The organism is Variovorax atrisoli 110B, from assembly GCF_000382045.1.
Lineage (GTDB): Bacteria > Pseudomonadota > Gammaproteobacteria > Burkholderiales > Burkholderiaceae_C > Variovorax > Variovorax atrisoli.
Genome location: NZ_KB907463.1, coordinates 165,361 through 187,877 on the forward strand (window position 1 = coordinate 165,361; position 22,517 = coordinate 187,877).

The following is a 22,517-nucleotide window of genomic DNA, read 5'->3' on the forward strand; positions in this document are numbered from 1 at the left end:
GTCCTCCCATGCATACGCCCGCCACGCACACCCTGGCCCTGCGCGACTACGGCCACTCGCACGGCAGCCACGCGCACGACCATTTCCAGGTGCTGATCGGCCTGGACGGTGTGCTCGAAATCGAGGTGGAAGGCCGAGGCGCCGGCATCGCCGCGGGCGAGGCGCAGGTGGTGGCGCCGGGCGACCGGCACGACTTCAGCGCGCGCAGGCACGGCGCCGTGTGCCTGGTGCTCGACACCACGCAGCCCGCATGGGCCCGCTGCGCCGAGCGCGCTCCGCCCGGTTCGCCGCAGTTGCACGCGCTGGCGCGCTACCTCGCGCAATGCATGAAGCAGCCACAGGCCTCGGCACTGGCGCTGCAGCACGGCCCCGCGCTGCTGCTGGAGGCCTGGAGCCCGTCGCCGGCGTCCTCCGCCGACTCGCGCCGCCGCCGCATCGACTGGCACCTGCTCGCCGACTGGGCCCGCGCCCGCTGGCACCAGCCGCTGGCCGTGGCCGACCTGGCGGAGGTCGCCTGCCTGAGCCCCAGCCAGTTCGCCCAGCGCTGCCGCGACGAGCAGGGAATGGGCGCGATGCAGTGGCTGCGCTCGATGCGGCTGGCGCACGCGCGGGAGCTGCGGATGGGCGGCATGAGCGTGGCGGAGACGGCGAGGCGCACCGGGTACCGTTCGCCTTCCGCTCTTACGGCAGCGCTGCGGCGCTGACTTCCCCCTCCCCCGCTGGGGGAGGGTCGGGGTGGGGGCACGACGGCGCCAATGGAAAACACGTCGCCTGATAGACGGCCTGCCCCCATCCCGGCTTTCCCCCAGAGGGGGAAGGAGCAACACCCAAACCATCGTTTCGCGACGACGAACCGTCATTGCGCGACGACCGCATCGCGTAGCCTCGCCGTCCATGCCATCGACCGCCTACGCACTGATCGCCATCGCCCTGTGGACCACGCTCGCTTCGCTGGGCACTTCCCTGTCCCACCTGCCGCCCTTCCTGCTCACCGGGCTGGCGCTCATCATCGGCAGCGTGCCGAGCTGGCCGCTGGTGCTGCGCGACCGCGGCGCCTGGAAGGTGCCGCCGCGCACGCTGGCGCTGGGCATCTACGGGCTCTTCGGCTACCACTTCCTGCTGTTCATCGCGCTGCGCTACGCGCCGCCGGTGGAGGCCAACCTGGTCAACTACCTCTGGCCGCTGCTGATGGTGGTGCTGGCGCCGGTGCTGCTGACGGGCGTGTCGCTGAGGCCGCTGCACCTGGTGGCGGGGCTGCTGGGTTTTGGCGGCGCGGCGGCGGCGATCCTGGGTGCAGGCGGGGGCGGCGGCGTTTCCGCCGCGGGGTACTGGGGCTTCGCGCCGGCGCTGGCCTCGGCCTTCGTCTGGGCGAGCTATTCGCTGTGGACGAAGCGCGTGCCGGCCTTCCCGACCTCGGCGATCGGCCTGTTCGGACTGGTCTCGGGGGTGCTCGCGCTGGCCTGCCATGCGGTGCTGGAGCCCTCGGTGTCGCTGACGGCCCGAGACTGGGCGCTGCTCGCGCTGTGCGGCCTCGGCCCGCTGGGGGCGGCCTTCTTCGTGTGGGACATGGCGCTCAAGCGCGGCGACGCGCGGCAGATCGGCATCCTGAGCTACATCACGCCGCTGGGCTCGACGGCGCTGCTGTTGCTGGTGACGGGCCGTCCACTGACCTGGACCATCGCGCTGGCGGCCTGGCTCATCATCTCGGCGGCGATCATGGGCACGCGCGTGCGTTGATCGCGGCGATGCGGGCGTGCTGAATCAGGCTGTATCCGACGGCGCGCCTTCATCTTTTCTGGCTAGAGTGGAGGCTCAGGAAAAAGGAGCCAACCCACATGGACGACAAGAACAGGGATTTCGAGATCACGCCAAAGCTGGTGTTCGACCTGAACCTGGCGCTGTACCTCGACCTGGTGGCCGCGCTGGAGGGTGCGGGCGCCGTCACCTACCGCCAGATGGCGGCCCGGGTGCTGAACATCAGCATGGATGCACGCAACGACGGCGAGACCGGCCTGTCGACGGTGCTCGAGGGCATCGCCCGGGGCTTCGCCGGCCACGGCGACGGCCTGTCGATCGAACTGCTGAAGGCCGCGCGGAACCTGCGCGAGGACGACGCGCTGGGCGACATCCCCCTGCGCCCCGACGAAGGCTGAGGCAGGCGCGGCCTCCCCCTCCTTCGCTTCGGCGTCCGTCTCGCCTCAGTCTTCGGCGACCTGCAGCACCAGCTTGCCGAAGTTCTCGCCCGCGAAGAGCTTGTTGAGCGACTCGGGGAAGGTGTCCAGCCCCTTCACCACGTCTTCCTTGCTCTTCATGCGGCCGTCCTTCAGGTAGCCGGCCATCTCGGCTATGGCAATGTGGTACCGGTCGGCGTAGTCGAACACCACGATGCCTTCCATGCGCGCGCGGTTCACCAGCAGGCTCAGGTAGTTCCTCGGGCCCGCCGAGGGCATGCTGTTGGCGTTGTTGTACTGGCTGATGGCGCCGCAGATGATGATGCGGGCCTTGCGCGCGAGCCGCGCGAGCACCATGTCGAGGATCTCGCCGCCGACGTTGTCGAAGTAGATGTCCACGCCCTTCGGGCAGTGCGTCTTCAAGCCCTCGCGCACCGCGGCGGCGCCGGCCTTGTAGTCGATGCAGGCGTCGAAGCCCAGCTCCTTGACCACCCAGTCGCACTTGGCCTGGCCGCCGGCGATGCCGACCACGCGGCAGCCCTTGATCTTGGCGAGCTGGCCCACGGTCTGGCCGACCGCGCCGGCCGCGCCCGACACCACCACCGTCTCGCCCGGCTTGGGCATGCCCACGTCCATCAGGCCGAAGTAGCCGGTCATGCCGGGCATGCCCAGCACGTTGAGCCACTGGGTGATGGTGCCCACGTTCAGGTCGATCTTCACCAGGCCGTTGCGCTTGATCTGGTCCCCCGGGATGAGGATGTATTCCTGCACGCCCAGCGTGCCGTAGACGGTGTCGCCCACCGCGAACTGCGGGTTCTTCGAGGCAACGACGCGGCCGACTCCGCCGGCGCGCATCACTTCGTCGATGCCCACGGGCGGGATGTAGCTCTTGGCGTCGTTGAGCCAGCCGCGCATGGCGGGGTCGAGCGACAGCGACAGCGTCTTGACGAGCACGCCGCCTTCGGCCGGTTCGCCGACGGGCTCGGTGGTGAACTTCCAGTTCTCGCGCGTGGCCGTGCCCTCGGGGCGCTTGGCGAGGCGGACCTGGTGGTTGGTGAGTGGGGTGCTCATGGCGTCTGTCTCCTTGACCTTGAATGAGGGGCGCTGGCGCGCAGGCGCATCGTAGCGGCGCCCCCGGGGCGGGCAGGTAGCGCAGGCGACAGCGGCGCGCCCGGCGCCTCGGCCCCTTCCGGGTTCAGGCCAGCCTGACGACGATCTGCAGCCCCGGGTGCGCATTGCGCACCGTGAGCTTGCCGCCGTGCGCCTCGGCGATGAGCCGGCACAGGTACATGCCAAGGCCCACGCCGCCGGTGGCGCGCGCCCGGGCGCCATCGGTGCGGTAGAAGGGTTCGGTCAGGCGCTCGAGCTGCTCCTCGTCCACGCCGGGGCCGTGGTCGCGCACCTCGATCTCGGCGCCCTGGCTGCTGCCGTCGAGCACGGCGCGCAGCGATACACAGGGCGGACGCGGCGCATCGGCGCTGTAGCGCAGCGCGTTGTCCAGCAGGTTGCGCACCAGCAGGCGGATGCGCATGCGGTCCGCCGCGTGCGCCGGCAGGCCTTCGGCCAGGTCGAGGTGCACGTGCTCCGCGCCGGGCATCTCGGCCACGATCTCGCGGATCAGCGCCGCCAGGTCGACCGGTTCGCGCTGCAGCGCCACGTGCGGGCTGGCCAGGCGCTCGCTCTCGAGCAGGTCGCTGATGAGGTCGCGCATCTCGTTGAGATCGCGCAGCAGCGCGTCGCGCTCGGCCTGCCCCTCGGGCGTGGTCGGCAGCAGCTCGGCGTTGAGGCGCGCGCGCGTGAGCGGCGAGCGCAGTTCGTGGCTCAGCGCCAGCAGCAGCCCGCGCTTGGCGTCGAGCATGGCCTGGATGTCCTCGGCCATGGTGTTGATGCGCTCGGCGAGGTCCCCCAGGTCGTCGTTGCGGCGCACCGGGATGGGCTGCGTGAACTCGCCCCGGCCGAAGCGCTGCGCGCCTTCGCGGATGTCGATCAGCGGGCGCAGCAGCCTGCTCACGTAGGCGTACGCCAGCAGCACGCACGACAGCAGCAGGCCGAGCGTGGCCCAGCCGATGATGCGCGGCGCCAGCTGCCAGAGCTTGGGCGACCAGCCGAAGATCACGCGGTGGCCGTCGGCGGTCGGGCGGATGAACCACTTGTCGCCGCCGAAGACGTCCTCGCGGTCGTGCATCCACCCGCCGGGGCCGTTCGCGCCGCCGGGGTTGGAATCCCAGTTGACCTTGGGGCCGACGATGCGGATGGTGATCGGCAGCCGCGCCACCAGCGCCTGCGCGCGCGCCACGTCGGGCGGCGTGCCGATCTCGGCCACGAGGCGGTCGGCGTAGTCCGTCAGCATCGGCTTGGCGGCCTCGGCCCAGCCGGTGGAGAACGACTTCTTCATGCCGCCCATGAAGACGGCCGCCATCACCAGCGCGAGCAGCACGAACATCAGCACCAGCCGCACGCGCAGCGAACGGCGCCAGCGGCGCTTGCCCTGCACCTTCTCGTTCCAGCGCGCGTGCCACTTGGCGTGCCAGTCGCCGCGCGTCATCTCGTCGCGGCACTCCTCGCCGCGCCACCGCATCCTGCGGGACTCCCTGCTTCGGCCGAAATTCATGCAGGCTCGCTGCGCGCCACCGCCAGCGCATAGCCCGCGTTGCGCAGCGTCTTGATGCAGTCCAGCGGCTCCAGCTTCTTGCGCAGCCGGCTCACCACGATGTCGACCGCGCGCGTGTAGAGCTCGGCCTCGTGGCCGCGCAGGCGGTTGAGGATGTCGTCGCGGCTGAACACCTTGCCCGGTTCGGCCGCCAGCAGCGCGAGCAGCTCGAACTCGGTGCCGGTGAGCTCCACGCGTTCGCCATGGCGCAGCACCTGGCGCCGGTCGAGGTCGATCGACAGGCCGTCGAATACGCGGTATTGCGTGCCGTTGGAAGCGGCCTGCGGGGTGCTGCGCTGGCGCCGCAGGATGGTCTGCACGCGCGCCACCAGTTCGCGAGGCTCGAAGGGCTTGGGCACGTAGTCGTCGGCGCCGAGTTCGAGACCGACCACGCGGTCCATCACTTCGCCGCGGGCGGTGAGCATCACGATGGGAATGTCGCTTTCCTTGCGGATCTCGCGGCACAGCGCAAAGCCGTCCATCTCGGGCAGCATCACGTCGAGGATGGCCGCGTCGTAGGTGCCCGCGCGCAGCTTGGCCAGGCCCTCGCTCGGACGCACCGCGCTCTCGAGCGTGCAGCCGAAGCGTGCGAAGTAGGTGGTCAGCGGCGCGGCGAGGTGCTCGTCGTCGTCGATCAGCAGGATGCGCGGCATGGCGGGATTGTGCCTCCGGACGAGGAAGTGGCGAATGACCTCGCTGACCATCAGACCCGCCGGCATCGCACCGCCCAGGTCAGGCCCGTCACGAGGATGGAAAGCAGCAGCGCGTGGTAGACCACGTCGGGCACCGTGCGCGGGCCGATGCCCGCGACGATGGTGCCGAGCCCGACCAGCGTGCCCGCCAGCGCGAAGCCCTGCCCGAAGATGGCCGCGCGCCGCGCATGATGCGGGCGCAGCCAGGTCTCCACCGAGGCCAGCACCAGCACGGTGGCGATCACCGCCTCTGCCGTGCGCGCCGCCGGGTGGGCGTAGCCGGGCACGAGCAGCCCGGCGTGCACCATCGACGCGACGCCCAGCGTGAGCGCCTCGCTCAGCATCCAGGCACGCGCGGCCGGCGCGTGCACGGCATGGGAGGCTGTGCGGTCGCCGCTCACCACGGATCCGCCTTGCCGATGCGGCCCAGGTGCGTGACGGCGAAGCCGCTCGCGTACTTGAGCCCATAGCCCAGCGCGTGGTCCATGCCGATGTGGGCCAGCCAGATCAGGCTGCCGGCCACCGCCCACGGCATGGCCGCAAGCACGCCCAGCGCCAGCAGCAGCACCGGACCGACGTACGAATGCGCCGCGTTGTAGAGCGCCGCGCCCGTACGCGGGCCTGCAAGGTAGCCCAGCAGGGAGAGATCGGGCGCCAACAGCCAGAGCGCGAACACGCCCCAGCCCGCACCGAACTGCGCGTAGGCGGCGAGCGCCACGCCGAGCACCGCCGCGCCTTCGAGGCGCAGCAGCGTGCGCACGCCGCCTGTCGCTACCACCGCGGCCTTGTCGGGAGACACCGTGGAACCGGCTTCGCCGGTCCACTGGTGTCGCCCCCGGAGAGCGGGGAGACGAAGCGACACGGAGTGCGCGAAGCCTGGGGGCGAGCCAGCCCTAGCCATGACGGCTCCAGCGGCGGCCGCCACGTTCCATGAAGTCGCGCACCTTCTGCTGCTGCGCGGCGTTCAGGTTGTCGTAGAAGTCGGCGGCGGCCGCAATGATCTCGGGGCTGCCGTTGCGCACCGCGGCCGTCTTCTCGTCGATCAGGCGAGCGGCGCCGGCCTGATCGAGCTTGTTGCCCGCGAACAGCGCCTTGAACTGCGAGCGCGGGTCGCCCGAGCCGCCGGCACCGCGCATGGATTCGCGCTGCGCCTGCAGCTTCTCGGCCAGCACCGTGAGCTTCTGCTTCTGGTTGGCGTCGAGCTCGAGCTTGCTGCCCACGCGCTCGACCATCTTCGCGCGGAACTCCGCGCTGTCGCCGCCCCAGCCGTGGCGATAGCTGCTGCAGCCGGCGATGCTGCCGGCAACCATCGCGGCGCCCGCGAAGCCGAAGAGAGTGCGCTTGATCCAGTGTTTCATGGTGATGTCCTTGGTTCGCCCCCAGGGTTCGCGCACTCCGTGTCGCGCGCGCCTTCCCCCTACCGGGGGCGACACCGATGGCCCGGCAAAGCCGGCTCCATGGTGCCCCTGATAAAGAGAGGGGCTTCGTTGGTGAAAGGGGTCCTGCCTGTTGCTTACAGGCGGCTGCTCTTGGCGTTGGCAGCCGAGGCGCGTGCGTCCACGGGGTTCTGCATGGTCGAGATGACCTGGCTGTTCACGCGCGAGCTGGCCGACACGTTCTGGTCGGGCGCGGCGGCTGCGCGGACGGCTTCGGCGACGATGCGCGAGCGCTCGGTCGAGACGGCCATGGTCTCGGCGCCGCGCGAGCCGCGCACCACGTTCTGGTCGGGCGCGGATGCGGTGCGCACCGCTTCGGCGTTGACCTCGGCGCGGCTCTTGGCCGACACGGCGGTCTGCACGCCCTCGTAGCTCTCGGCCTTCGCGCCGGCTGCGGCGAGCATGGCGAAGGATGCGACGGCGACGATCTGGGTGAAGGAGAGGGAGTTCATTTCAGGCCTTTCTTGCAGTGGTTGAAGAGAAGGCCTGATCGTGCTTGCGGGGTCTGCGCAAGTCCTTTCGCCGCAGTTTCGGCGTGTTTCGTTAAGTTTCAGCTCACCCTCGGGCTGCGCGAACTTCGTGTCGCGCGCGCCTTCCCCCCTACCGGGGGCAACACCTGCGGCCCGGCAAAGCCGGTTCCGCGGCGTTTCCCGAATGAACAGCCTGATCAGCCCGCCATTGCGGCGGCCGGATCGTCGGAGTCGAGCACGCTCTTTGCCCAGGCCTCGAGCTTGCCGGTGTCGGCACGCAGCACTTCCTGCTTGACCGCGAGGATGCGCGAGGGATGCATCGAGAAGCTGCGCAGGCCCAGCCCCAGCAGCAGGCGGGTGAAGGCCACGTCGCCCGCCATCTCGCCGCACACGGCCACGCCCTTGCCCTGGCGGCGGCACTCGGCGATGGTGTCGGCCACCAGGCGCAGCACCGCCGGGTGCGCCGGGTCGTAGAGGTGCGCCACCGATTCGTCGGCCCGGTCGATGGCCAGCGTGTACTGGATCAGGTCGTTGGTGCCGATCGACAGGAAGTCGAAGTGCTTGAGGAAGATGCGCAGCGTGAGCGCCGCCGCCGGGATCTCGATCATCGCGCCGAGCTTCACGTGGCCGTACACCGCGCCGCGGTTGTCGAGCTCGGCGCGTGCGAAATCGATCAGCGAGAGCGTCTGCCTGATCTCGCTCGCGTGCGCGAGCATCGGGATGAGCAGGTGGATCTCGCCGTGCGCCGCCGCGCGCAGGATGGCGCGAAGCTGCGTGAGGAACATCGCCGGATCGGCCAGGCTCCAGCGGATGGCGCGCAGGCCCAGTGCCGGGTTCAGGTGCTCCTGCTTGTTGGCCGAGATGCTGTCCAGCGGCTTGTCGGCGCCCACGTCGATGGTGCGGATGGTGACCGGCATGCCCTGCATGCCCTCCACCGCACGCCTGTAGGCCTGGTACTGCTCCTCCTCGTCGGGCAGGCGGGTCTGGCGGGTGCTGGTGTCGCGGCCCATGAAGAGGAATTCGCTGCGGAAAAGGCCCACGCCCACGGCGCCGGCCTTGACGGCGCCCACGGTGTCTTCCGGCATCTCGATGTTGGCGAGCAGCTCCACGCGCTGGCCGTCGAGCGTGACGGCAGGCTTGTGGCGCAGCCGCGCGAGCCGGCCGCGTTCGAGGTCGCCCTGGCGCTGCTTGAAGCCGTACTCGGCCAGGATGATGGGCGACGGGTCGACGATCACCACGCCGGCGTCGCCGTCGATGATGACCCAGTCGTCCTGCCGCACCAGCTGGCTCGCGGTGCGCGCGCCGACCACGGCAGGGATGTCCATGCTGCGCGCCACGATGGCGGTGTGCGAGGTGCGCCCGCCCACGTCGGTGACGAAGCCTGCGAACACGCTCTTCTTGAACTGCAGCATGTCGGCCGGCGAGAGGTCGTGCGCGATCAGCACCAGCGGCACGTCGATGCCGTCGCCCGCGGTGGGGTCGTCGCTGTCTTCGTCGTCGCCGTCCTCGACCGGGGCAGCCGCGCGCTTGCGTCGCGGCGGGCTCGGTGCCAGAACGGCGGCCGTGCCCTTCATGCGGTGCAGCAGCCGCTCGACCACCTGTTCGAGGTCGGCCTTGCGCTCGCGAAGGTACGGGTCCTCCATCTCGTCGAACTGGCGCGCGATGATCTCCAGCTGCGTGGTCAGCGCCCACTCGGCGTTGTAGAGCCGCTCGCTGATCCAGTGCTTGACGCCGCCGCTGAGGGCCTCGTCCTGCAGCAGCATCTGGTGCACCTCGAGCAGCGCCGCGAGCTCGTGCGGCGCGTCGTTCGGTCCCATCTGGGCGACGTTGGCCTGCAGCTTGGCCAGCTCGTCGGCCACCGCGTTGCGCGCGGTGCGCACGCGGTCGATCTCGGTCTCGATCTCTTCGGGCTTGATGAAGTAGTGGGCGACGTCGATGCGGCTCGACACCACCAGCACGGCGCGCCCGATGGCAATGCCACGGGCGACGGGGAGGCCGTGGACTGCGAAGGTCATGTCTTCAGTCCCCCGCTCCGCTGTGGATGCGATGCTTGCACCAATTCACGGGATGCCGTCGAACCGGCTTTGCCGGGCGGCTGGCATCGCCCCCGGCGAGGGGGTTGGCGTTCACACGAAGTGAAAAAGCCTGGGGGTGGACCATTTCATTCGCCTTCGCCGAACTTGTCGTCCATGAGCTGGACGATGGCGTTCATCGCTTCTTCTTCCTGGGGGCCGTTGGTTTCCAGCTCGACGGTAGTGCCGATGCCTGCGGCCAGCATCATCACGCCCATGATGCTCTTGGCATTGATGCGGCGGTCGCCGCGGGAGAGCCACACCTCGCAGGGAAAGCTGCCTGCGAGCTTGGTCAGCTTGGCCGATGCGCGTGCATGCAGGCCCAGCTTATTGCTGATGGTCACGGATTTCTTGATCACTGTACTTTCTTTTCGCCTGGTTCTGGGGAGCCGCCACCGCCACCTGCATGACACCCGCGGTGCCGCCCGCGAGGGCGCGCTGCACCAGCGTCTCCAGGGGTTCGTGCCGGTAGGTGACGGCACGCAGCAGCATCGGAAGGTTGACCCCCGCCACCAGCCGCGACCGGACGCCGTCCACCAGCTTCTGCGCCACGTTGCAGGGCGTGGCGCCGAACACGTCGGCGAGCACCAGCACCTGCGAACGCGGCGCGCGCAGCTGCTGCGCGAGCGTGATGCGCGCGGCCGCCAGCGTCTCTTCGGGCGACACGTTGGACAGCACGTCGAGCGCGGCAATGACCTGCTCGCAGTCGGGAAACACATGCAGCGCGCACTGCCGCATCGCGTGGGCGAACGGAGCGTGGGCGATGATGAGGATGCTGTTCATGCGAAAGGGAGGACGACGCGTCGATTATGCGGGGGCGCCCAGGGGAAGTAGATATGCCACATAACGCAGCAGCCACGGAAAGCGGACAGCACCGTGCAAGGCGGACCGACCGGGGCAGCTATCAGAACCATAGCGGACGAGGCGACGGCTCATGGAAGCCTCAGGCCCTCGAAGAAGGTCTGGCCCGCCTCCGCCGACGACGGCCGGCCCAGCACCGTGGCCTGGTAGAGCGCCACCGAGCCGTCCTTTTGAGACTGGGCGAACCACAGCACCTGCAGCGGCGTGGCGGAAGTGCCTTGCGGCGGCGCAACGACTTCCAGCCGAAGCGGCGCGGGTACCGCCGTGGCGCGCGGCAAGCTGGCGGCAGACTCCGTCACCTGCGCCTCGCCCAGCTGGGCGCGGGTGGCGGTGCGCCAGGCACGCAGCCAGGCCTCTGCCTGCTCGGGGCCGTTCGCGGAGGCGTGCGCGATGGCGAAGGTCGCGCCGCCCGCCTCGCAGCCGGTCATGTCGACCTGCACCGATTCGGCGCCCAGCGGCAGCGCGCGGGTCGCGCGGTCGGCCTTGCAGGGCAGCATCGCCACCAGGCCGGCCCCGGCGACCGGCACCTCGCGCCAGTTGAAGGCGGGGCTGCAGGCCGCGAGCAACGCGGCCGCGGCCAGCACGGCGAGCCGGAAGCGGGAAACGGCAAGGGACGGCGACGGCATGGGGCAGCGATTATCGAACCGCTCGCGGCGAGCGGGATGTCGCCGGCACGATCCGGCACACGGAACTAAAATCGCGCCGCCCTTGTCTTGCACGAAGCCATGAAGAAATACCTCGCAGCCGCCGCAGTCGTCGTCGCATTGGCCACCGGCGTGGGCGTGTACCTCGGCTCCGGCGCCACCGCCGCCCCCGCCTCCACCTTCGTGCTGCTGGACGGCACGCAGAAGAGCACGGCGGACCTGAAGGGCAAGGTCACCCTGGTCAACTTCTGGGCCACCAGCTGCGTGACCTGCGTGGGCGAGATGCCCAAGGTCATCGCCACCTACGACAAGTACAAGGCGCAGGGTTACGACACCCTGGCCGTGGCCATGAGCTACGACCCGCCGAGCTACGTCGTCAATTTCGCCCAGACGCGCAAGCTGCCGTTCAAGGTGGCGATCGACAACACCGGCAGCGTGGCGCAGGCCTGGGGCGACGTGAAGCTCACCCCGACCACCTACCTGGTCAACAAGCGCGGCGAGATCGTGAAGCGCTACGTCGGCGAGCCCGACTTCGCCGAGCTGCACAAGCTCATCGAGAAGCTCCTGGCCGAAGCCTAGGACCGGCTATTCCCTAGGCTATGCGCACGTCGTGTCGCCTCGCCGCGCCCCTTCTGGGGGCGATATAGGCCCGGCGATGCCGGTTCCGCGGTATCCCTGGATGAAAAAAAGGGCGCTCCTTGGAGCGCCCTTTTTCTTTGACCTTGTCGCGATCCGCGGGTTATTGGGCGCGGAAGCTGTCGTGGCAGGCCTTGCAGCTTGCGGCGGTCGGGCCGAACTGGGCCTTGAGCGCGTCGATGTTGCCGGCTTTGGCGGCGCTCGCCAGCTTGCCGGTTTCCTCGATCAGCTTCTGCTGGCGTTCCTTGAACTTGGCATCTTCCTTCCAGACTTCGGGCTTGGCCTTGCCGCCCTCGGCACCGGGGCCGAAGCCTGCCCAGGGCAGCTTCGCCATGTCGGCGACCACTTCGGCGTTGGCCGCGGCAGCGGCTGCGTCGTAGGGCACGCGGCCGTTGGCCATGGCGCCGAGGCGGCCGAAGTGCTGGCTCATCACGAACAGCGAGCTCTGGCGGTACTTGATGGCGTCTTCGGGCTTGGCGAACTGGGCGGCCGCGGGAAGGGACATGGCCGCGCAGGCGGCTGCGACGGCCAGGGAGGCGAATCGTTTCATGGGTGATCCTCGTGTGGGGAAAAAACGCCATCGTGCGCGGCGCTGCGGGCGAGTGTAGGGGCGGGCCGTACCGGCCGCATAGCAACAACCCGAAGCGGCCTGGGGCCCGGACTTTGCTAATCTGCGCCTTCCGCAGCATCGCGCCTCTCGCGCCTTCCTCGATGACCGACTCCTCCGTGGCCGCCTTGCGGGCGGCTTCCGGCCCTGTTGCCCCCACCCGGGTCTGGGACCTGCCGACACGCCTTTTCCACTGGGCGCTGGCCGTCGCCGTGATCGGCATGATCGGCACCGGCCTGAACGGTGCCATGGAATGGCACTTCCGCATCGGCTACTCGGTCATGGCGCTGCTGCTGTTCAGGCTGCTCTGGGGCTTCGTCGGCGGACGCTGGTCGCGCTTCGGGGCTTTCGTCTACGGGCCGGGTTCGCTCGCGGCCTACCTGCGCGGACGGGCGCATCCGGATCACCTCGTCGGCCACACGCCGCTGGGTGCGCTTTCGGTGTTCGCGGTACTGATCATCCTCGTGCTGCAGGTCGCGACCGGCCTGATGGCGGACGACGAGATCTCGGCCTCCGGGCCGCTCACCCGCTTCGTCTCCGGCGACATCGTGAGCATGGCCACCGGCTGGCACAAGGCGCAGGGCAAGTGGATCGTGATTGCTCTCGCGAGCCTGCATGTGCTGGCGGTGCTGTTCTACGTGCTCGTCAAGCGGCACCGTCTCGTGCAGCCGATGGTGACGGGCGACAAGCTGTTCGCACCTGCCGCGAACGGCCAGATGGCGCCCAGCCGTGACGACGCGGCATCGCGCTGGCTGGCGCTGGTGCTGTTCGGGCTGTGCGCGGGCGTGGCCTGGTGGGTTTCGTCGCTGCGCGTATGAGCTTCTCCGTCTCACGCCCCCTGCCGCTGTCGGCCATGCCGGCGGTGGTGCTGCTCACCCCCGAGGAACCGCACGAGATCGAGGCCGCACGCACGATCTTCCGCGACTATGCGGGTTCGCTGGGCATCGACCTCGATTTCCAGGATTTCGACGGCGAACTGGCCCATCTGCCCGGCGAATATGCCGAGCCGCGCGGTACGCTGCTACTGGCGCTGGTCGATCCGGCGAACGTCAAGGAAGAAGCCGGGCGCCAGGCGCCGACACTCAGGCGCGCCGATGGCACGCTGGCACATGTGGCGGGCTGCTGCGCGCTGCGTCCGCTGGACAACGCGGACTATGCGAACGCGGCGGAAATGAAGCGCCTGTACGTGCGTCCCGGTTTCCGCGGCCTGGGGCTGGGCCGCCAGCTGGCCGAGGCGATCCTCGATGCCGCACGCAGCGCGGGCTACGGCTGCGTCCTGCTCGACACGCTCGACGACATGGAGTCGGCTCGGGCGCTTTACGAGGACCTGGGCTTCGTGGAGGTGCCGCCCTACTATCACAACCCCGTCGCCGGGGCTCACTATCTGAAAGTGGAGCTCTAGCCCGGCCCTGGCGACGCACGCACTCGGCATAGCCTCACCGCCCCATGTGAGGACCGGGCCTATCGGGTGGCCGAACCCTGCGGCCCTCCCGAAGAATACCGACTCAGCCGCGGGCCTGGGCCAGCAGCGTGTCGGCGTCGCTCACTTCGAACTTGCCCGGTGCCTCGACGTTGAGCGTCGCGACCTTGCCGTCCTTCACGAGCATCGAGTAGCGGTTGCTGCGCAGGCCCATGCCGCGAGCGGTCAGGTCGAGCGTCAGGCCGGTGGCCTTGGCGAAATCGGCGCTGCCGTCGGCCAGCATGCGCACCTTGGTGCCGGTCTTCTGGTCGCGCGCCCAGGCGCCCATCACGAAGGCGTCGTTCACGCTCACGCACCAGATCTCGTCCACGCCGGCGGCCTTGAAGTCATCGAAGTGCTGCACGTAACCCGGCACATGCTTGGCCGAGCAGGTGGGGGTGAAGGCGCCGGGCAGCGCAAACAGCGCGATGGTCTTGCCTGCCGCAGCCTTGGTCACGTCCACGGGGTTCGGGCCGATGCTGCAGCCTTCGCCCTCGACTTCGGAGTATTCCTGCAGGGTGGCCGAGGGAAGGGTGTCGCCGACTTTGATCATTGAAAGTGCTCCTGGAAAAAGAAAACGGCCCACATTGTGGGCCGTTTCCGGGATGGCTGCTTCGTCGAGGCGGGGATGATCAGACCAGGACGGCCTTCTCGACCAGACGGGTCACGACCCAGTTCTTGGTCTTCGAGATCGGACGGCTTTCCGTGATCTCGATGGTGTCGCCCAGCTTGTACTCGCCCTTTTCGTCGTGCGCGTGGTACTTGCTCGTCTTGGCCACGATCTTGCCGTAGAGCTCGTGCTTCACACGACGCTCGACCAGCACGGTCACGGTCTTGGCACGCTTGTCGCTGACCACCTTGCCGATCAAGGTGCGCTTGAGGGATTTTTTAGCTTCCGTCATGTTCACTCCTTACTTGGCGGCTTGGGCTTCTTGCTGCTTCTGAGCAAGAATGGTCTTGGCGCGCGCGATGTCGCGGCGGGTCACGCGCAGCGTCGAGGTGTTCGACAGCTGTTGCGTGGCCTTCTGCATGCGCAGGCCGAAGTGGGCCTTCTGCAGATCCTTGATTTCGGCTTGCAGGCCTGCGACGTCCTTCGTGCGCAGGGTTGCGGCCTTCGTCACCTTGGCGGCAGCCGCGGTGTTCTTCTTACGTGTTGCCATGGATGTTCTCCTCTCAGGCGCCGAGCTGGCGAGCGACGAACGTCGTGCGCAGCGGCAGCTTGGCGGCGGCCAGGCGGAACGCTTCGCGGGCGAGCTGTTCGGGAACACCGACGATCTCGAACACGATCTTGCCGGGCTGGATTTCGGCGACGTAGTACTCGGGGTTGCCCTTACCGTTACCCATCCGCACTTCGGCGGGCTTGGTCGAGATCGGCTTGTCGGGGAACACGCGAATCCAGATACGGCCGCCGCGCTTCACGTGACGCGAAATCGCGCGACGAGCGGCTTCGATCTGGCGCGCCGTCAGGCGGCCGCGGTCGGTGCATTTGAGACCGAAGTCACCGAACGCAACCGAGTTACCCGTGGTTGCGATGCCGGTGTTGCGGCCCTTTTGTTCCTTGCGGAACTTTCTGCGTGCAGGTTGCAGCATGTTTTGTTACTCCGTGAGGGCCCCAGGCGCTTGCGCGCCCGGGAGCGACCGATTACTCGGTCTTGGCACCGTCCGCTGCTGCAGCGGGCGCGGCTTTGCGGACGCGCTTAACGGCGGGTTTCGAGTCTGCACCGGCACCGCCGGTTGCTTCTGCGGGCTTGTCGCTGCCATCGGCCGGAGCGGTGTTGCCACCGATCGGGCCGCGGGCACCGGCGCGCGGGCCGGGGCCACGGCGGTCGCTGCCCGGACGGTCGCCACCGGGGCGGCCATCGCGGCGGGGACCACGCGGGCGACGTTCTTCTTCAGGACGCGGCGTCTCGACGGCGGGCAGGTCGTTGCGACCCAGCGTATCGCCCTTGTAGACCCAGACCTTCACGCCGATGACGCCGTAGGTCGTCTTGGCTTCGGAGGTGCCGTAGTCGATGTCGGCGCGCAGGGTGTGCAGCGGCACGCGGCCTTCGCGATACCACTCGGTACGAGCGATTTCGATGCCGTTCAGGCGGCCAGCCGACATGATCTTGATGCCCAGGGCACCCAGACGCATTGCGTTCTGCATGGCGCGCTTCATGGCGCGGCGGAACATGATCCGCTTCTCGAGCTGCTGCGTGATGCTGTCGGCGATCAGCTGCGCATCGATTTCGGGCTTGCGCACTTCCTCGATGTTGACCGCAACGGGCACGCCGAGCTGCTTGCCCAGTTCGCGCTTGAGGTTCTCGATGTCTTCGCCCTTCTTGCCGATCACGACGCCCGGACGAGCCGAGAAGATCGTGATGCGTGCGTTCTTGGCGGGACGCTCGATCATGACGCGCGAGACCGAAGCGTTCTTCAGCTTCTTCTTCAGGTACTCGCGAACCTTGATGTCTTCGGCCAGCATGCCCGCGAAATCGCGGTCGCTTGCGTACCAGCGGCTGGACCAATTACGGGTAACCGCCAGGCGGAAGCCGGTTGGGTGGATTTTCTGTCCCATATTTCTTCCAGGCTTAGTTGCCAACCGTCACGTACACATGGCACGTGGGCTTGCTGATGCGATTGCCGCGACCCTTGGCGCGCGCCGTGAAGCGCTTGAGCGTGGCGCCTTGCTCGACGTAGATGGTCTTGACCTTCAGTTCGTCGATGTCGGCACCGTCGTTGTGCTCGGCGTTGGCGATGGCCGACTCGAGCACCTTCTTCACGATCACAGCGGCCTTCTTCTGCGTGAACTGCAGGATGTTGAGCGCTTGATCGACCTTCTTGCCGCGGATGAGGTCAGCGACCAGACGGCCCTTGTCGACCGACAGGCGGACACCGCGGAGGACTGCACGTGTTTCAGACATGGTCGTTCCTTACTTCTTCTGGACTTTCTTGTCCGCGGGGTGCCCCTTGAACGTGCGCGTGAGCGCAAATTCGCCGAGCTTGTGGCCGACCATCTGGTCGGTGATGTACACAGGCACGTGTTGCTTGCCGTTGTGCACAGCGATGGTCAGGCCGATGAACTCGGGCAGAACCATCGAGCGGCGCGACCAGGTCTTGATCGGCTTCTTGTCCTTGGTCGTCACGGCCTTGTCGGCCTTGGCCACGAGGTGGTGGTCGACGAACGGACCCTTCTTGAGAGAGCGAGTCATTGGCTATCCCTTACTTCTTGCGACGCGACACGATGAAGACCTGCGTGCGCTTGTTGTTGCGGGTCCGATAACCCTTGGTCAGATTGCCCCACGGGTCGACCGGATGACGGCCTTCGCCGGTACGGCCTTCACCACCACCGTGCGGGTGGTCGATCGGGTTCATCACCACGCCGCGGACGGTCGGGCGGATACCCATGTGACGCTTCACACCGGCCTTGCCGAGCTGGCGCAGGCTGTGCTCTTCGTTGGCCACTTCACCGATGGTCGCGCGGCATTCGATGTGGATGCGGCGGACTTCGCCCGAGCGCATGCGGACCTGGGCGTAGACGCCTTCACGGGCCAGCAGCGTGGCCGAGGTACCGGCCGAGCGGGCGATCTGCGCGCCCTTGCCGGGCTGCAGTTCGATGCAGTGGATCGTCGAACCCACCGGGATGTTGCGGATCGGCAGGGTGTTGCCGGCACGGATCGGGGCTTCGGCGCCCGACAGCAGCGTTGCACCAGCTTCCAGACCGCGCGGGGCGATGATGTAGCGGCGCTCGCCGTCGGCGTAGCAGACCAGAGCGATGTGGGCGGTACGGTTCGGGTCGTATTCGATGCGTTCGACCTTGGCCGGGATGCCGTCCTTGTTGCGCACGAAGTCGACGACGCGGTAGTGGTGCTTGGCACCGCCGCCACGATGACGGATCGTGATGTGGCCGTTGTTGTTGCGGCCGGCCTTCTGGAACTGGGGTTCCAGCAGGGCTGCGTGAGGAGCACCCTTGTGCAGGTGGTCACGCGAGATCTTCACCGCGCCGCGTTGGCCCGGCGAAGTGGGTTTCATCTTGATGACGGCCATGATTAAGCGCCTTCCCCGACGAGGTTGAGCTCTTGACCGGCCTTCAGGGTCACATAGGCCTTGCGAACGTTGTCGCGGCGGCCGACGGACTTGCCGAAGCGCTTGGTCTTGCCCTTGGTGTTGAGCACCGACACGCCCTTGACTTCGACCTTGAACATCAGTTCGACGGCGGCCTTGATCTCGGGCTTGGTGGCGTCTTGCAACACCTTGAAAGTGACAGCGTTCGACTTCTCGCCGACCATCGTGGCCTTTTCGGACACGACCGGGGCGACCAGCACGTTCATGAGACGGCCTTCGTCGAACTGGCGTTGTGCAGGGGTGGGGTTCACGCGGCTCATGCGAACATCTCCTTGAGCTTGTCGACGGCACCCTTGGTGACCAGCACCTTCTTGTAGTGAACCAAAGACACCGGATCGGCGTAACGGGGTTCGACCACGAGAACGTTGACCAGATTGCGCGAGGCGAGGTACAGGTTTTCGTCGACTTCTTCGGCGATCACGAGCACGGACTCGAGATTCATCGCCTTGAAACGGGCTGCCAGCGGCTTCGTCTTGGGCGAGTCGACCTTGATCGAATCGACTACGGCCAGACGGCCTTCGCGGGCGAGCTGCGAGAAGATGGACGCCATGCCGGCGCGGTACATCTTCTTGTTGATCTTCTGCGAGAAGTTTTCGTCAGGCATGTTCGGGAAGATCCGGCCGCCCCCGCGCCACAGCGGCGAGGAAGTCATACCGGCACGGGCGCGGCCCGTTCCCTTTTGCTTGAAAGGCTTCTTGGTCGAGTGCTTGACCTGTTCGCGGTCCTTCTGGGCGCGAGTGCCTTGGCGTGCGTTGGCCTGGAACGCAACGACGATCTGGTGGACCAGGTCTTCGTTGTAGTCACGGCCGAACACGGTCTCGGGAGCGTCGTACTTCGACGCGGCCTGGCCTTGTTCGTTCAGGAGTTCGAGTTCCATTACTTCGCTCCTTGGGCTGCCTGCGGCTTGGCCTTGATGGCGGGACGCACGGTGACGAAGCCACCCTTGGCACCCGGAATCGCGCCCTTGATGAGCAGCAGTTGACGTGCTTCGTCGATGCGGAAGACGTCGAGGTTTTGCGTGGTGCGGGTGACGTCGCCGAGGTGGCCCGTCATGCGCTTGCCGGGGAACACGCGACCGGGGTCTTGCGCCATACCGATCGAGCCGGGCACGTTGTGCGAACGGCTGTTACCGTGCGACGCGCGCTGCGAGCTCATGTTGTGACGCTTGATCGTGCCAGCGTAGCCCTTGCCGATGGAAGTGCCCTGCACGTCCACCTTCTGGCCTACGGAGAAGACGCTCGCCACCGGGATCACGCCGCCAGCCTTGTGCTGACCTGCGGTATCGGCGGTAACGCGGAATTCCTGGATGATCTCGCCAGCTTCGACACCCGCCTTGGCGAGGTGGCCGGCTTCGGGCTTGTTCACGCGCGATGCCTTGCGCGAACCGAACGTCACCTGCAGGGCGACGTAGCCATCGGTCTCTTGGGACTTGATCTGGGTCACGCGGTTGTTGGACACATCCACCACCGTGACGGGAACTGCGTCCCCGTCATCGGTGAAGAGACGCATCATCCCCACCTTGCGGCCCAGCAACCCGAGGGAGTTGCTCAGACTCATTTGTTTTCTCCAAAATGGAAGCTTCCTTCGCCGCTGCCACTTCAATTGGCGACAGCGTTTGCCGGGTTTCCCAGGCTGCGGAAGAAGGTTGATAAATCTCTGCTCGCATAGCACCCATGCGGACGCAACAAGGGCAGAGCCAGCGATTATAGCCCGCGGCGCGGGCTCGGTGCAAGCGCCGGATTTCAGGCCTCGGAGGCCCGTTTTTGGGGCGTTTTCGGCCTATTTCGGCTCTTTGGCCGGCATCGAAATGATCTTCTCGCCCTCGGCCGACGAGTTCACCTCGCCCGCCGCCTTCATGGCAGGGGTGCTGGCGCCTGCCTGGATGGGGATGGCGACGATGCTCGTGGCGCCGCCTTGCATGACGAAGACGTTCAGGTAGGCAAGACCTTCGCGGCCAACGGTGACCTTCGCGGTGACGGTCGTGCTCTGGCCGGCTGGAAGGGTCAGGCTGCTGCTCGTGGACAGGGAGAGGCCGGCGTCGGTCGTCAGGCGCACGGTGGCGCCGGCCGGGTCGCTCACGCCGTCGAACTGGAGAACGACGGAGACCGGCTGCCCGACCCTCGGCGCACCCTCGACCCTGTACTGGATCGCGACGCCGGAATCGTTGGGCTTGCGTGCGGCTGCCGTCATCGGTGCGGCATTGCGGGAGGAAGCGGAAGCCTGCTTGGCAGCGCGCTGCGCCGGCACGCCATCCGCGCAGGCGGACGCGGCGGCGAGCGCCAGAAAGGCGGTGACGGCGGCGATGGTCGAACGGGAACGGAGGTTCATGGGTGGACTTCCTCGCTGCTACTTATTGGATCAGCACGCCGAAGCAGGTGTTTGCGCCGGAGTTGTTGACATCATTGACGACCAGAACATAGTCGCCGGCCGAGAGGCTGACGGAATTGGTGTTCCGGCTCACCACGCCGCCCCTGTAGATGACGAAGTTGGGGCTGGCGCCGGCCGGCGGGGTGATCGAGAACTGGTAGCCGCGACTGGTCGGCGCGGTGAAGCGCAGGTAGGAGAAGCTTCCGAGCTTGTTCCCGTTGCCGCGCGGATCTTCGGTGTTCGTCACGCAGGCCGTGGTGTTCGCGCCAATGGTGGCCTGGATGTACATCGGCAGCACATAGCTCACGGTGGGCGATCCGCCGTTGTTGGTTTCCTGGGCGCCGTAGGCATCGTTGGAAGCCGCACTGATGTTCTGGCCCGTGAGCAGGCTTGCCAATGCCGAAGCGTTGCCCGACGCAGCCACGTTGAACGCCGCCGTGAAAGGATGGATCGAGGTGACCGGCGCGCCGCCCTTGAACAGCGCGCTCGTCATCGTGTCATGGATCGACTTGAAGCCGACCTGCTGGTTGAGGTTCCAGAAGATCGACTGGATCGAGGATTCACGGTACCAGCCCGGATTGGCCGAGGGACCTCGTGTGAGATCGAGATTGCTGCCTTGTGCCTGGCCGGGCCCGTCCGAATCGACATAGTTGCTGCGTCCGAGCGCGATGCCCGACCAGCCATTGCCCCATCCTTCGGAGAAGGCCAGCCGGCGATCGACGCGCTCGCTCGTGGAGTGCGCACCGCCCGTCGAGTCGTCGCGGCTGAAGGAAGCCTGGTAGTAGTGGCCCCATTCGTGGGCGATCACCGGTGCATCGAACTCGTCGGTATCCACGTCCTCCTTGCCGAGCACGTAGATCTCGGCCCCCGAGCTCCTGCCGACGAAGAAAGTGGTGCCGATCTGCCCCAGCGCGATGCTGCCGCTGGCATTCGTGTTGTTGACGCTCCAGAACACCTTCAGCGACGGAAACGCGGTCGCCGGAGCGGCAGTCAGCACCTTCTGCATCGCGGTGTAGACCGTGTCCATGATGGCGAACGGCCCGGACACGCGCTGGCTGGTGTAGCTCGAGCCACCCCAGCCGCTGGCGGCGCGCAGGTCGCGGGTGAGCGCGACGCTACCGGTGGAGAACACCGACGACTGCATGGAATAGATCGCGCTCGACTGCGTGTTGTCGCGCACGGTGACGTCCCAGCTCGGAAGCGCGCCGGTGCGGGTCAACTGAGCGCGCACGCGGACGATGACGTTCGTGTTGGCCGGCACGCTTGCCGAATAGGCTCCGTTGTCGTCAGTAGTGGTGGTTGCGAGTTGAGACCCGCTGGCTGCGTCGAGCACCTCGACGAAGGCCCCGCGGACCGGCTTGGCCGTGGTCTCTGCATACACGAGGCGGCCGCCGGGGTTGGGCACCGATTCGTAGGTGGCCGTGCCGCTCAGGGAGACCGGTGCGGCAGGAACCAAGGGCAACAACGGGATGCCGCCTCCGCCACCCCCTCCTCCACCGCCGCCGCAAGCGGTCAGCAGCGCTGCCGCAATGCATGCCATCAAGCCCGATGCAAAGGAGATGCGTTCTCTCATGGTTGTGCTGCCCTCTTTTCAGCTACCCGGCGCTCCGAAAGATTGGCCAGCGCCGGCAACGGAGGATGCCACATCCGCGTGACATAAAGCACAAAACCCGCCTGCATTTCTACAGGCGGGTTTTCAGCAGGATCGGCTCGAAGCCGAATGGATTACTGCAGCTTGATCTCGACGTCCACGCCGGCCGGCAGGTCGAGCTTCATCAGCGCGTCCACGGTCTTGTCGGTCGGGTCGACGATGTCCATCAGGCGCTGGTGCGTGCGGATTTCCAGCTGGTCGCGCGACGTCTTGTTGACGTGCGGCGAACGCAGGATGTCGAAGCGCTTCATGCGGGTCGGCAGGGGCACGGGGCCCTTGACGATCGCGCCGGTGCGCTTGGCGGTGTCCACGATTTCAGCGGCCGACTGGTCGATCAGCTTGTAGTCGAATGCCTTCAGGCGGATGCGGATCTTTTGCTTGGTAGCCATGGTGATTCCTTTGCTCCCGTCTTGATTACAGGTCGAGGATCTTCGCCACGACGCCCGAGCCCACGGTGCGGCCGCCTTCGCGGATGGCGAAGCGCAGGCCTTCTTCCATGGCGATCGGAGCGATCAGCTTCACGGTGATGCTGACGTTGTCGCCAGGCATGACCATTTCCTTGTCCTTGGGCAGCTCGATCGCGCCGGTCACGTCCGTCGTGCGGAAGTAGAACTGCGGACGGTAGTTGTTGAAGAACGGCGTGTGACGGCCGCCTTCGTCCTTCGACAGAACGTACACCTCGGCGGTGAAGTGCGTG

33 protein-coding genes are annotated in these 22,517 nt (G+C 67.4%); 6 read left to right on the plus strand and 27 right to left on the minus strand.

The genetic code is table 11. The features are described from left to right. Nucleotides 1-8: 8 nt before the first annotated feature. The 3 genes from G369_RS0129405 (at nucleotide 9) to G369_RS0129415 (ending at nucleotide 2,153) form a co-directional block, all read left to right on the plus strand. Entirely contained in the window at nucleotides 9-704 is a 696-nt protein-coding gene (locus tag G369_RS0129405; protein ID WP_019657656.1) for a helix-turn-helix transcriptional regulator, read from the plus strand. 190 nt (nucleotides 705-894) lie between these two features. Further along, nucleotides 895-1,737, plus strand: a complete 843-nt coding sequence (locus G369_RS0129410; RefSeq protein ID WP_019657657.1) for a DMT family transporter — start codon at nucleotides 895-897, stop codon at nucleotides 1,735-1,737. Between the two features lie 98 nt (nucleotides 1,738-1,835). Then, nucleotides 1,836-2,153, plus strand: a complete 318-nt coding sequence (locus tag G369_RS0129415; protein WP_019657658.1) for a hypothetical protein — start codon at nucleotides 1,836-1,838, stop codon at nucleotides 2,151-2,153. A gap of 45 nt (nucleotides 2,154-2,198) precedes the next feature. Here G369_RS0129415 and G369_RS0129420 read toward each other — a convergent pair whose 3' ends face one another. The 11 genes from G369_RS0129420 to G369_RS0129470 form a co-directional block, all read right to left on the minus strand. Next, complete coding sequence (locus G369_RS0129420; protein WP_019657659.1) at nucleotides 2,199-3,242, minus strand: NADP-dependent oxidoreductase; 1,044 nt, start codon at nucleotides 3,240-3,242, stop codon at nucleotides 2,199-2,201. Nucleotides 3,243-3,366: 124 nt separating this feature from the next. Beyond that, on the minus strand, nucleotides 3,367-4,749 hold the full coding sequence (locus tag G369_RS0129425; protein WP_019657660.1) for a HAMP domain-containing sensor histidine kinase: 1,383 nt from the start codon (nucleotides 4,747-4,749) through the stop codon (nucleotides 3,367-3,369). A 29-nt stretch (nucleotides 4,750-4,778) separates the two neighbouring features. Then, on the minus strand, nucleotides 4,779-5,474 hold the full coding sequence (locus G369_RS0129430; protein ID WP_026346739.1) for a response regulator transcription factor: 696 nt from the start codon (nucleotides 5,472-5,474) through the stop codon (nucleotides 4,779-4,781). Between the two features lie 50 nt (nucleotides 5,475-5,524). Beyond that, a complete protein-coding gene (locus G369_RS0129435) occupies nucleotides 5,525-5,914 on the minus strand; it encodes a hypothetical protein (protein WP_244164398.1) in 390 nt (129 codons plus the stop codon). Beyond that, nucleotides 5,911-6,312, minus strand: a complete 402-nt coding sequence (locus tag G369_RS37840) for a DUF4260 domain-containing protein (protein WP_244164399.1) — start codon at nucleotides 6,310-6,312, stop codon at nucleotides 5,911-5,913. The genes G369_RS0129435 and G369_RS37840 overlap by 4 nt, the downstream gene beginning before the upstream one ends. Nucleotides 6,313-6,406: 94 nt before the next feature. Beyond that, on the minus strand, nucleotides 6,407-6,871 hold the full coding sequence (locus G369_RS0129445) for a Spy/CpxP family protein refolding chaperone (RefSeq protein WP_019657664.1): 465 nt from the start codon (nucleotides 6,869-6,871) through the stop codon (nucleotides 6,407-6,409). A 155-nt stretch (nucleotides 6,872-7,026) separates the two neighbouring features. Next, the gene (locus tag G369_RS0129450) at nucleotides 7,027-7,401 is read right to left on the minus strand and encodes a hypothetical protein (RefSeq protein ID WP_019657665.1); all 375 of its coding nucleotides are present in this window, start codon (nucleotides 7,399-7,401) and stop codon (nucleotides 7,027-7,029) included. A 215-nt stretch (nucleotides 7,402-7,616) separates the two neighbouring features. After that, the gene (gene ptsP / locus G369_RS0129455; protein WP_019657666.1) at nucleotides 7,617-9,434 is read right to left on the minus strand and encodes a phosphoenolpyruvate--protein phosphotransferase; all 1,818 of its coding nucleotides are present in this window, start codon (nucleotides 9,432-9,434) and stop codon (nucleotides 7,617-7,619) included. 146 nt (nucleotides 9,435-9,580) lie between these two features. Next, a complete protein-coding gene (locus tag G369_RS0129460; RefSeq protein ID WP_019657667.1) occupies nucleotides 9,581-9,850 on the minus strand; it encodes an HPr family phosphocarrier protein in 270 nt (89 codons plus the stop codon). Next, nucleotides 9,819-10,274 (minus strand): PTS sugar transporter subunit IIA, encoded by a 456-nt coding sequence (locus tag G369_RS0129465; RefSeq protein WP_019657668.1) that lies wholly within the window; start codon nucleotides 10,272-10,274, stop codon nucleotides 9,819-9,821. Before G369_RS0129465 ends, G369_RS0129460 begins: the two co-directional genes overlap by 32 nt. Before the next feature lie 149 nt (nucleotides 10,275-10,423). Continuing rightward, on the minus strand, nucleotides 10,424-10,978 hold the full coding sequence (locus G369_RS0129470) for a hypothetical protein (protein ID WP_019657669.1): 555 nt from the start codon (nucleotides 10,976-10,978) through the stop codon (nucleotides 10,424-10,426). A gap of 99 nt (nucleotides 10,979-11,077) precedes the next feature. Here G369_RS0129470 and G369_RS0129475 point away from each other — a divergent pair, with 99 nt between their 5' ends. Then, a complete protein-coding gene (locus G369_RS0129475; protein ID WP_019657670.1) occupies nucleotides 11,078-11,575 on the plus strand; it encodes a TlpA disulfide reductase family protein in 498 nt (165 codons plus the stop codon). Between the two features lie 160 nt (nucleotides 11,576-11,735). Here the strand turns inward: G369_RS0129475 and G369_RS0129480 are convergent, their stop codons facing one another. Further along, the gene (locus tag G369_RS0129480) at nucleotides 11,736-12,182 is read right to left on the minus strand and encodes a c-type cytochrome (protein ID WP_019657671.1); all 447 of its coding nucleotides are present in this window, start codon (nucleotides 12,180-12,182) and stop codon (nucleotides 11,736-11,738) included. Between the two features lie 161 nt (nucleotides 12,183-12,343). Between G369_RS0129480 and G369_RS0129485 the strand changes: the two genes are divergently transcribed. After that, complete coding sequence (locus tag G369_RS0129485; protein WP_019657672.1) at nucleotides 12,344-13,057, plus strand: cytochrome b/b6 domain-containing protein; 714 nt, start codon at nucleotides 12,344-12,346, stop codon at nucleotides 13,055-13,057. Continuing rightward, nucleotides 13,054-13,641: a GNAT family N-acetyltransferase gene (locus G369_RS0129490; protein ID WP_019657673.1), complete on the plus strand. Its 588-nt coding sequence runs from the start codon at nucleotides 13,054-13,056 to the stop codon at nucleotides 13,639-13,641. The genes G369_RS0129485 and G369_RS0129490 overlap by 4 nt, the downstream gene beginning before the upstream one ends. A gap of 103 nt (nucleotides 13,642-13,744) precedes the next feature. Here G369_RS0129490 and G369_RS0129495 read toward each other — a convergent pair whose 3' ends face one another. The 15 genes from G369_RS0129495 to G369_RS0129565 form a co-directional block, all read right to left on the minus strand. After that, nucleotides 13,745-14,251, minus strand: a complete 507-nt coding sequence (locus G369_RS0129495) for a peroxiredoxin (protein WP_019657674.1) — start codon at nucleotides 14,249-14,251, stop codon at nucleotides 13,745-13,747. 79 nt (nucleotides 14,252-14,330) lie between these two features. Next, nucleotides 14,331-14,600: a 30S ribosomal protein S17 gene (rpsQ, locus tag G369_RS0129500; RefSeq protein ID WP_015867662.1), complete on the minus strand. Its 270-nt coding sequence runs from the start codon at nucleotides 14,598-14,600 to the stop codon at nucleotides 14,331-14,333. A 9-nt stretch (nucleotides 14,601-14,609) separates the two neighbouring features. Next, nucleotides 14,610-14,819 (minus strand): 50S ribosomal protein L29, encoded by a 210-nt coding sequence (rpmC, locus tag G369_RS0129505; protein WP_026346743.1) that lies wholly within the window; start codon nucleotides 14,817-14,819, stop codon nucleotides 14,610-14,612. Nucleotides 14,820-14,871: 52 nt separating this feature from the next. Further along, nucleotides 14,872-15,288: a 50S ribosomal protein L16 gene (rplP, locus tag G369_RS0129510; protein WP_019657676.1), complete on the minus strand. Its 417-nt coding sequence runs from the start codon at nucleotides 15,286-15,288 to the stop codon at nucleotides 14,872-14,874. A 52-nt stretch (nucleotides 15,289-15,340) separates the two neighbouring features. Beyond that, nucleotides 15,341-16,255, minus strand: a complete 915-nt coding sequence (rpsC, locus tag G369_RS0129515) for a 30S ribosomal protein S3 (protein ID WP_019657677.1) — start codon at nucleotides 16,253-16,255, stop codon at nucleotides 15,341-15,343. Between the two features lie 13 nt (nucleotides 16,256-16,268). Next, entirely contained in the window at nucleotides 16,269-16,601 is a 333-nt protein-coding gene (rplV, locus tag G369_RS0129520; RefSeq protein WP_019657678.1) for a 50S ribosomal protein L22, read from the minus strand. A 9-nt stretch (nucleotides 16,602-16,610) separates the two neighbouring features. Beyond that, entirely contained in the window at nucleotides 16,611-16,889 is a 279-nt protein-coding gene (rpsS, locus tag G369_RS0129525; protein WP_007838132.1) for a 30S ribosomal protein S19, read from the minus strand. A 10-nt stretch (nucleotides 16,890-16,899) separates the two neighbouring features. Further along, the gene (gene rplB / locus G369_RS0129530) at nucleotides 16,900-17,724 is read right to left on the minus strand and encodes a 50S ribosomal protein L2 (protein WP_019657679.1); all 825 of its coding nucleotides are present in this window, start codon (nucleotides 17,722-17,724) and stop codon (nucleotides 16,900-16,902) included. A gap of 2 nt (nucleotides 17,725-17,726) precedes the next feature. Then, nucleotides 17,727-18,062, minus strand: coding sequence for a 50S ribosomal protein L23 (rplW, locus tag G369_RS0129535; RefSeq protein ID WP_019657680.1), 336 nt, complete (start codon nucleotides 18,060-18,062; stop codon nucleotides 17,727-17,729). Next, nucleotides 18,059-18,679 (minus strand): 50S ribosomal protein L4, encoded by a 621-nt coding sequence (gene rplD / locus G369_RS0129540; protein ID WP_019657681.1) that lies wholly within the window; start codon nucleotides 18,677-18,679, stop codon nucleotides 18,059-18,061. Before rplD ends, rplW begins: the two co-directional genes overlap by 4 nt. Then, a complete protein-coding gene (gene rplC / locus G369_RS0129545) occupies nucleotides 18,679-19,359 on the minus strand; it encodes a 50S ribosomal protein L3 (RefSeq protein ID WP_019657682.1) in 681 nt (226 codons plus the stop codon). Before rplC ends, rplD begins: the two co-directional genes overlap by 1 nt. 222 nt (nucleotides 19,360-19,581) lie before the next feature. Beyond that, nucleotides 19,582-20,130 (minus strand): hypothetical protein, encoded by a 549-nt coding sequence (locus G369_RS0129550; RefSeq protein WP_019657683.1) that lies wholly within the window; start codon nucleotides 20,128-20,130, stop codon nucleotides 19,582-19,584. Between the two features lie 22 nt (nucleotides 20,131-20,152). Further along, nucleotides 20,153-21,742 (minus strand): hypothetical protein, encoded by a 1,590-nt coding sequence (locus tag G369_RS0129555; protein ID WP_019657684.1) that lies wholly within the window; start codon nucleotides 21,740-21,742, stop codon nucleotides 20,153-20,155. Nucleotides 21,743-21,894: 152 nt separating this feature from the next. Beyond that, on the minus strand, nucleotides 21,895-22,209 hold the full coding sequence (rpsJ, locus tag G369_RS0129560) for a 30S ribosomal protein S10 (protein WP_007838118.1): 315 nt from the start codon (nucleotides 22,207-22,209) through the stop codon (nucleotides 21,895-21,897). A 25-nt stretch (nucleotides 22,210-22,234) separates the two neighbouring features. Next, nucleotides 22,235-22,517: EF-Tu C-terminal domain-related protein (locus G369_RS0129565; RefSeq protein WP_019657685.1), on the minus strand; the 283-nt coding region annotated here is incomplete at its 5' end.

Excerpts from the sequence above, each read along its gene's own strand:
- G369_RS0129405 (WP_019657656.1), top strand. The coding sequence starts at position 9 with ATGCATACGCCCGCCACGCACACCCTGGCCCTGCGCGACTACGGCCAC.
- G369_RS0129410 (WP_019657657.1), top strand. The coding sequence starts at position 895 with ATGCCATCGACCGCCTACGCACTGATCGCCATCGCCCTGTGGACCACG.
- G369_RS0129415 (WP_019657658.1), top strand. The coding sequence starts at position 1,836 with ATGGACGACAAGAACAGGGATTTCGAGATCACGCCAAAGCTGGTGTTC.
- G369_RS0129420 (WP_019657659.1), bottom strand. The coding sequence starts at position 3,242 with ATGAGCACCCCACTCACCAACCACCAGGTCCGCCTCGCCAAGCGCCCC.
- G369_RS0129425 (WP_019657660.1), bottom strand. The coding sequence starts at position 4,749 with ATGCGGTGGCGCGGCGAGGAGTGCCGCGACGAGATGACGCGCGGCGAC.
- G369_RS0129430 (WP_026346739.1), bottom strand. The coding sequence starts at position 5,474 with ATGCCGCGCATCCTGCTGATCGACGACGACGAGCACCTCGCCGCGCCG.
- G369_RS0129445 (WP_019657664.1), bottom strand. The coding sequence starts at position 6,871 with ATGAAACACTGGATCAAGCGCACTCTCTTCGGCTTCGCGGGCGCCGCG.
- G369_RS0129450 (WP_019657665.1), bottom strand. The coding sequence starts at position 7,401 with ATGAACTCCCTCTCCTTCACCCAGATCGTCGCCGTCGCATCCTTCGCC.
- ptsP (WP_019657666.1), bottom strand. The coding sequence starts at position 9,434 with ATGACCTTCGCAGTCCACGGCCTCCCCGTCGCCCGTGGCATTGCCATC.
- G369_RS0129465 (WP_019657668.1), bottom strand. The coding sequence starts at position 10,274 with ATGAACAGCATCCTCATCATCGCCCACGCTCCGTTCGCCCACGCGATG.
- G369_RS0129470 (WP_019657669.1), bottom strand. The coding sequence starts at position 10,978 with ATGCCGTCGCCGTCCCTTGCCGTTTCCCGCTTCCGGCTCGCCGTGCTG.
- G369_RS0129475 (WP_019657670.1), top strand. The coding sequence starts at position 11,078 with ATGAAGAAATACCTCGCAGCCGCCGCAGTCGTCGTCGCATTGGCCACC.
- G369_RS0129480 (WP_019657671.1), bottom strand. The coding sequence starts at position 12,182 with ATGAAACGATTCGCCTCCCTGGCCGTCGCAGCCGCCTGCGCGGCCATG.
- G369_RS0129485 (WP_019657672.1), top strand. The coding sequence starts at position 12,344 with ATGACCGACTCCTCCGTGGCCGCCTTGCGGGCGGCTTCCGGCCCTGTT.
- G369_RS0129490 (WP_019657673.1), top strand. The coding sequence starts at position 13,054 with ATGAGCTTCTCCGTCTCACGCCCCCTGCCGCTGTCGGCCATGCCGGCG.
- G369_RS0129495 (WP_019657674.1), bottom strand. The coding sequence starts at position 14,251 with ATGATCAAAGTCGGCGACACCCTTCCCTCGGCCACCCTGCAGGAATAC.
- rpsQ (WP_015867662.1), bottom strand. The coding sequence starts at position 14,600 with ATGACGGAAGCTAAAAAATCCCTCAAGCGCACCTTGATCGGCAAGGTG.
- rplP (WP_019657676.1), bottom strand. The coding sequence starts at position 15,288 with ATGCTGCAACCTGCACGCAGAAAGTTCCGCAAGGAACAAAAGGGCCGC.
- rpsC (WP_019657677.1), bottom strand. The coding sequence starts at position 16,255 with ATGGGACAGAAAATCCACCCAACCGGCTTCCGCCTGGCGGTTACCCGT.
- rplV (WP_019657678.1), bottom strand. The coding sequence starts at position 16,601 with ATGTCTGAAACACGTGCAGTCCTCCGCGGTGTCCGCCTGTCGGTCGAC.
- rpsS (WP_007838132.1), bottom strand. The coding sequence starts at position 16,889 with ATGACTCGCTCTCTCAAGAAGGGTCCGTTCGTCGACCACCACCTCGTG.
- rplB (WP_019657679.1), bottom strand. The coding sequence starts at position 17,724 with ATGGCCGTCATCAAGATGAAACCCACTTCGCCGGGCCAACGCGGCGCG.
- rplW (WP_019657680.1), bottom strand. The coding sequence starts at position 18,062 with ATGAGCCGCGTGAACCCCACCCCTGCACAACGCCAGTTCGACGAAGGC.
- rplD (WP_019657681.1), bottom strand. The coding sequence starts at position 18,679 with ATGGAACTCGAACTCCTGAACGAACAAGGCCAGGCCGCGTCGAAGTAC.
- rplC (WP_019657682.1), bottom strand. The coding sequence starts at position 19,359 with ATGAGTCTGAGCAACTCCCTCGGGTTGCTGGGCCGCAAGGTGGGGATG.
- G369_RS0129550 (WP_019657683.1), bottom strand. The coding sequence starts at position 20,130 with ATGAACCTCCGTTCCCGTTCGACCATCGCCGCCGTCACCGCCTTTCTG.
- G369_RS0129555 (WP_019657684.1), bottom strand. The coding sequence starts at position 21,742 with ATGAGAGAACGCATCTCCTTTGCATCGGGCTTGATGGCATGCATTGCG.
- rpsJ (WP_007838118.1), bottom strand. The coding sequence starts at position 22,209 with ATGGCTACCAAGCAAAAGATCCGCATCCGCCTGAAGGCATTCGACTAC.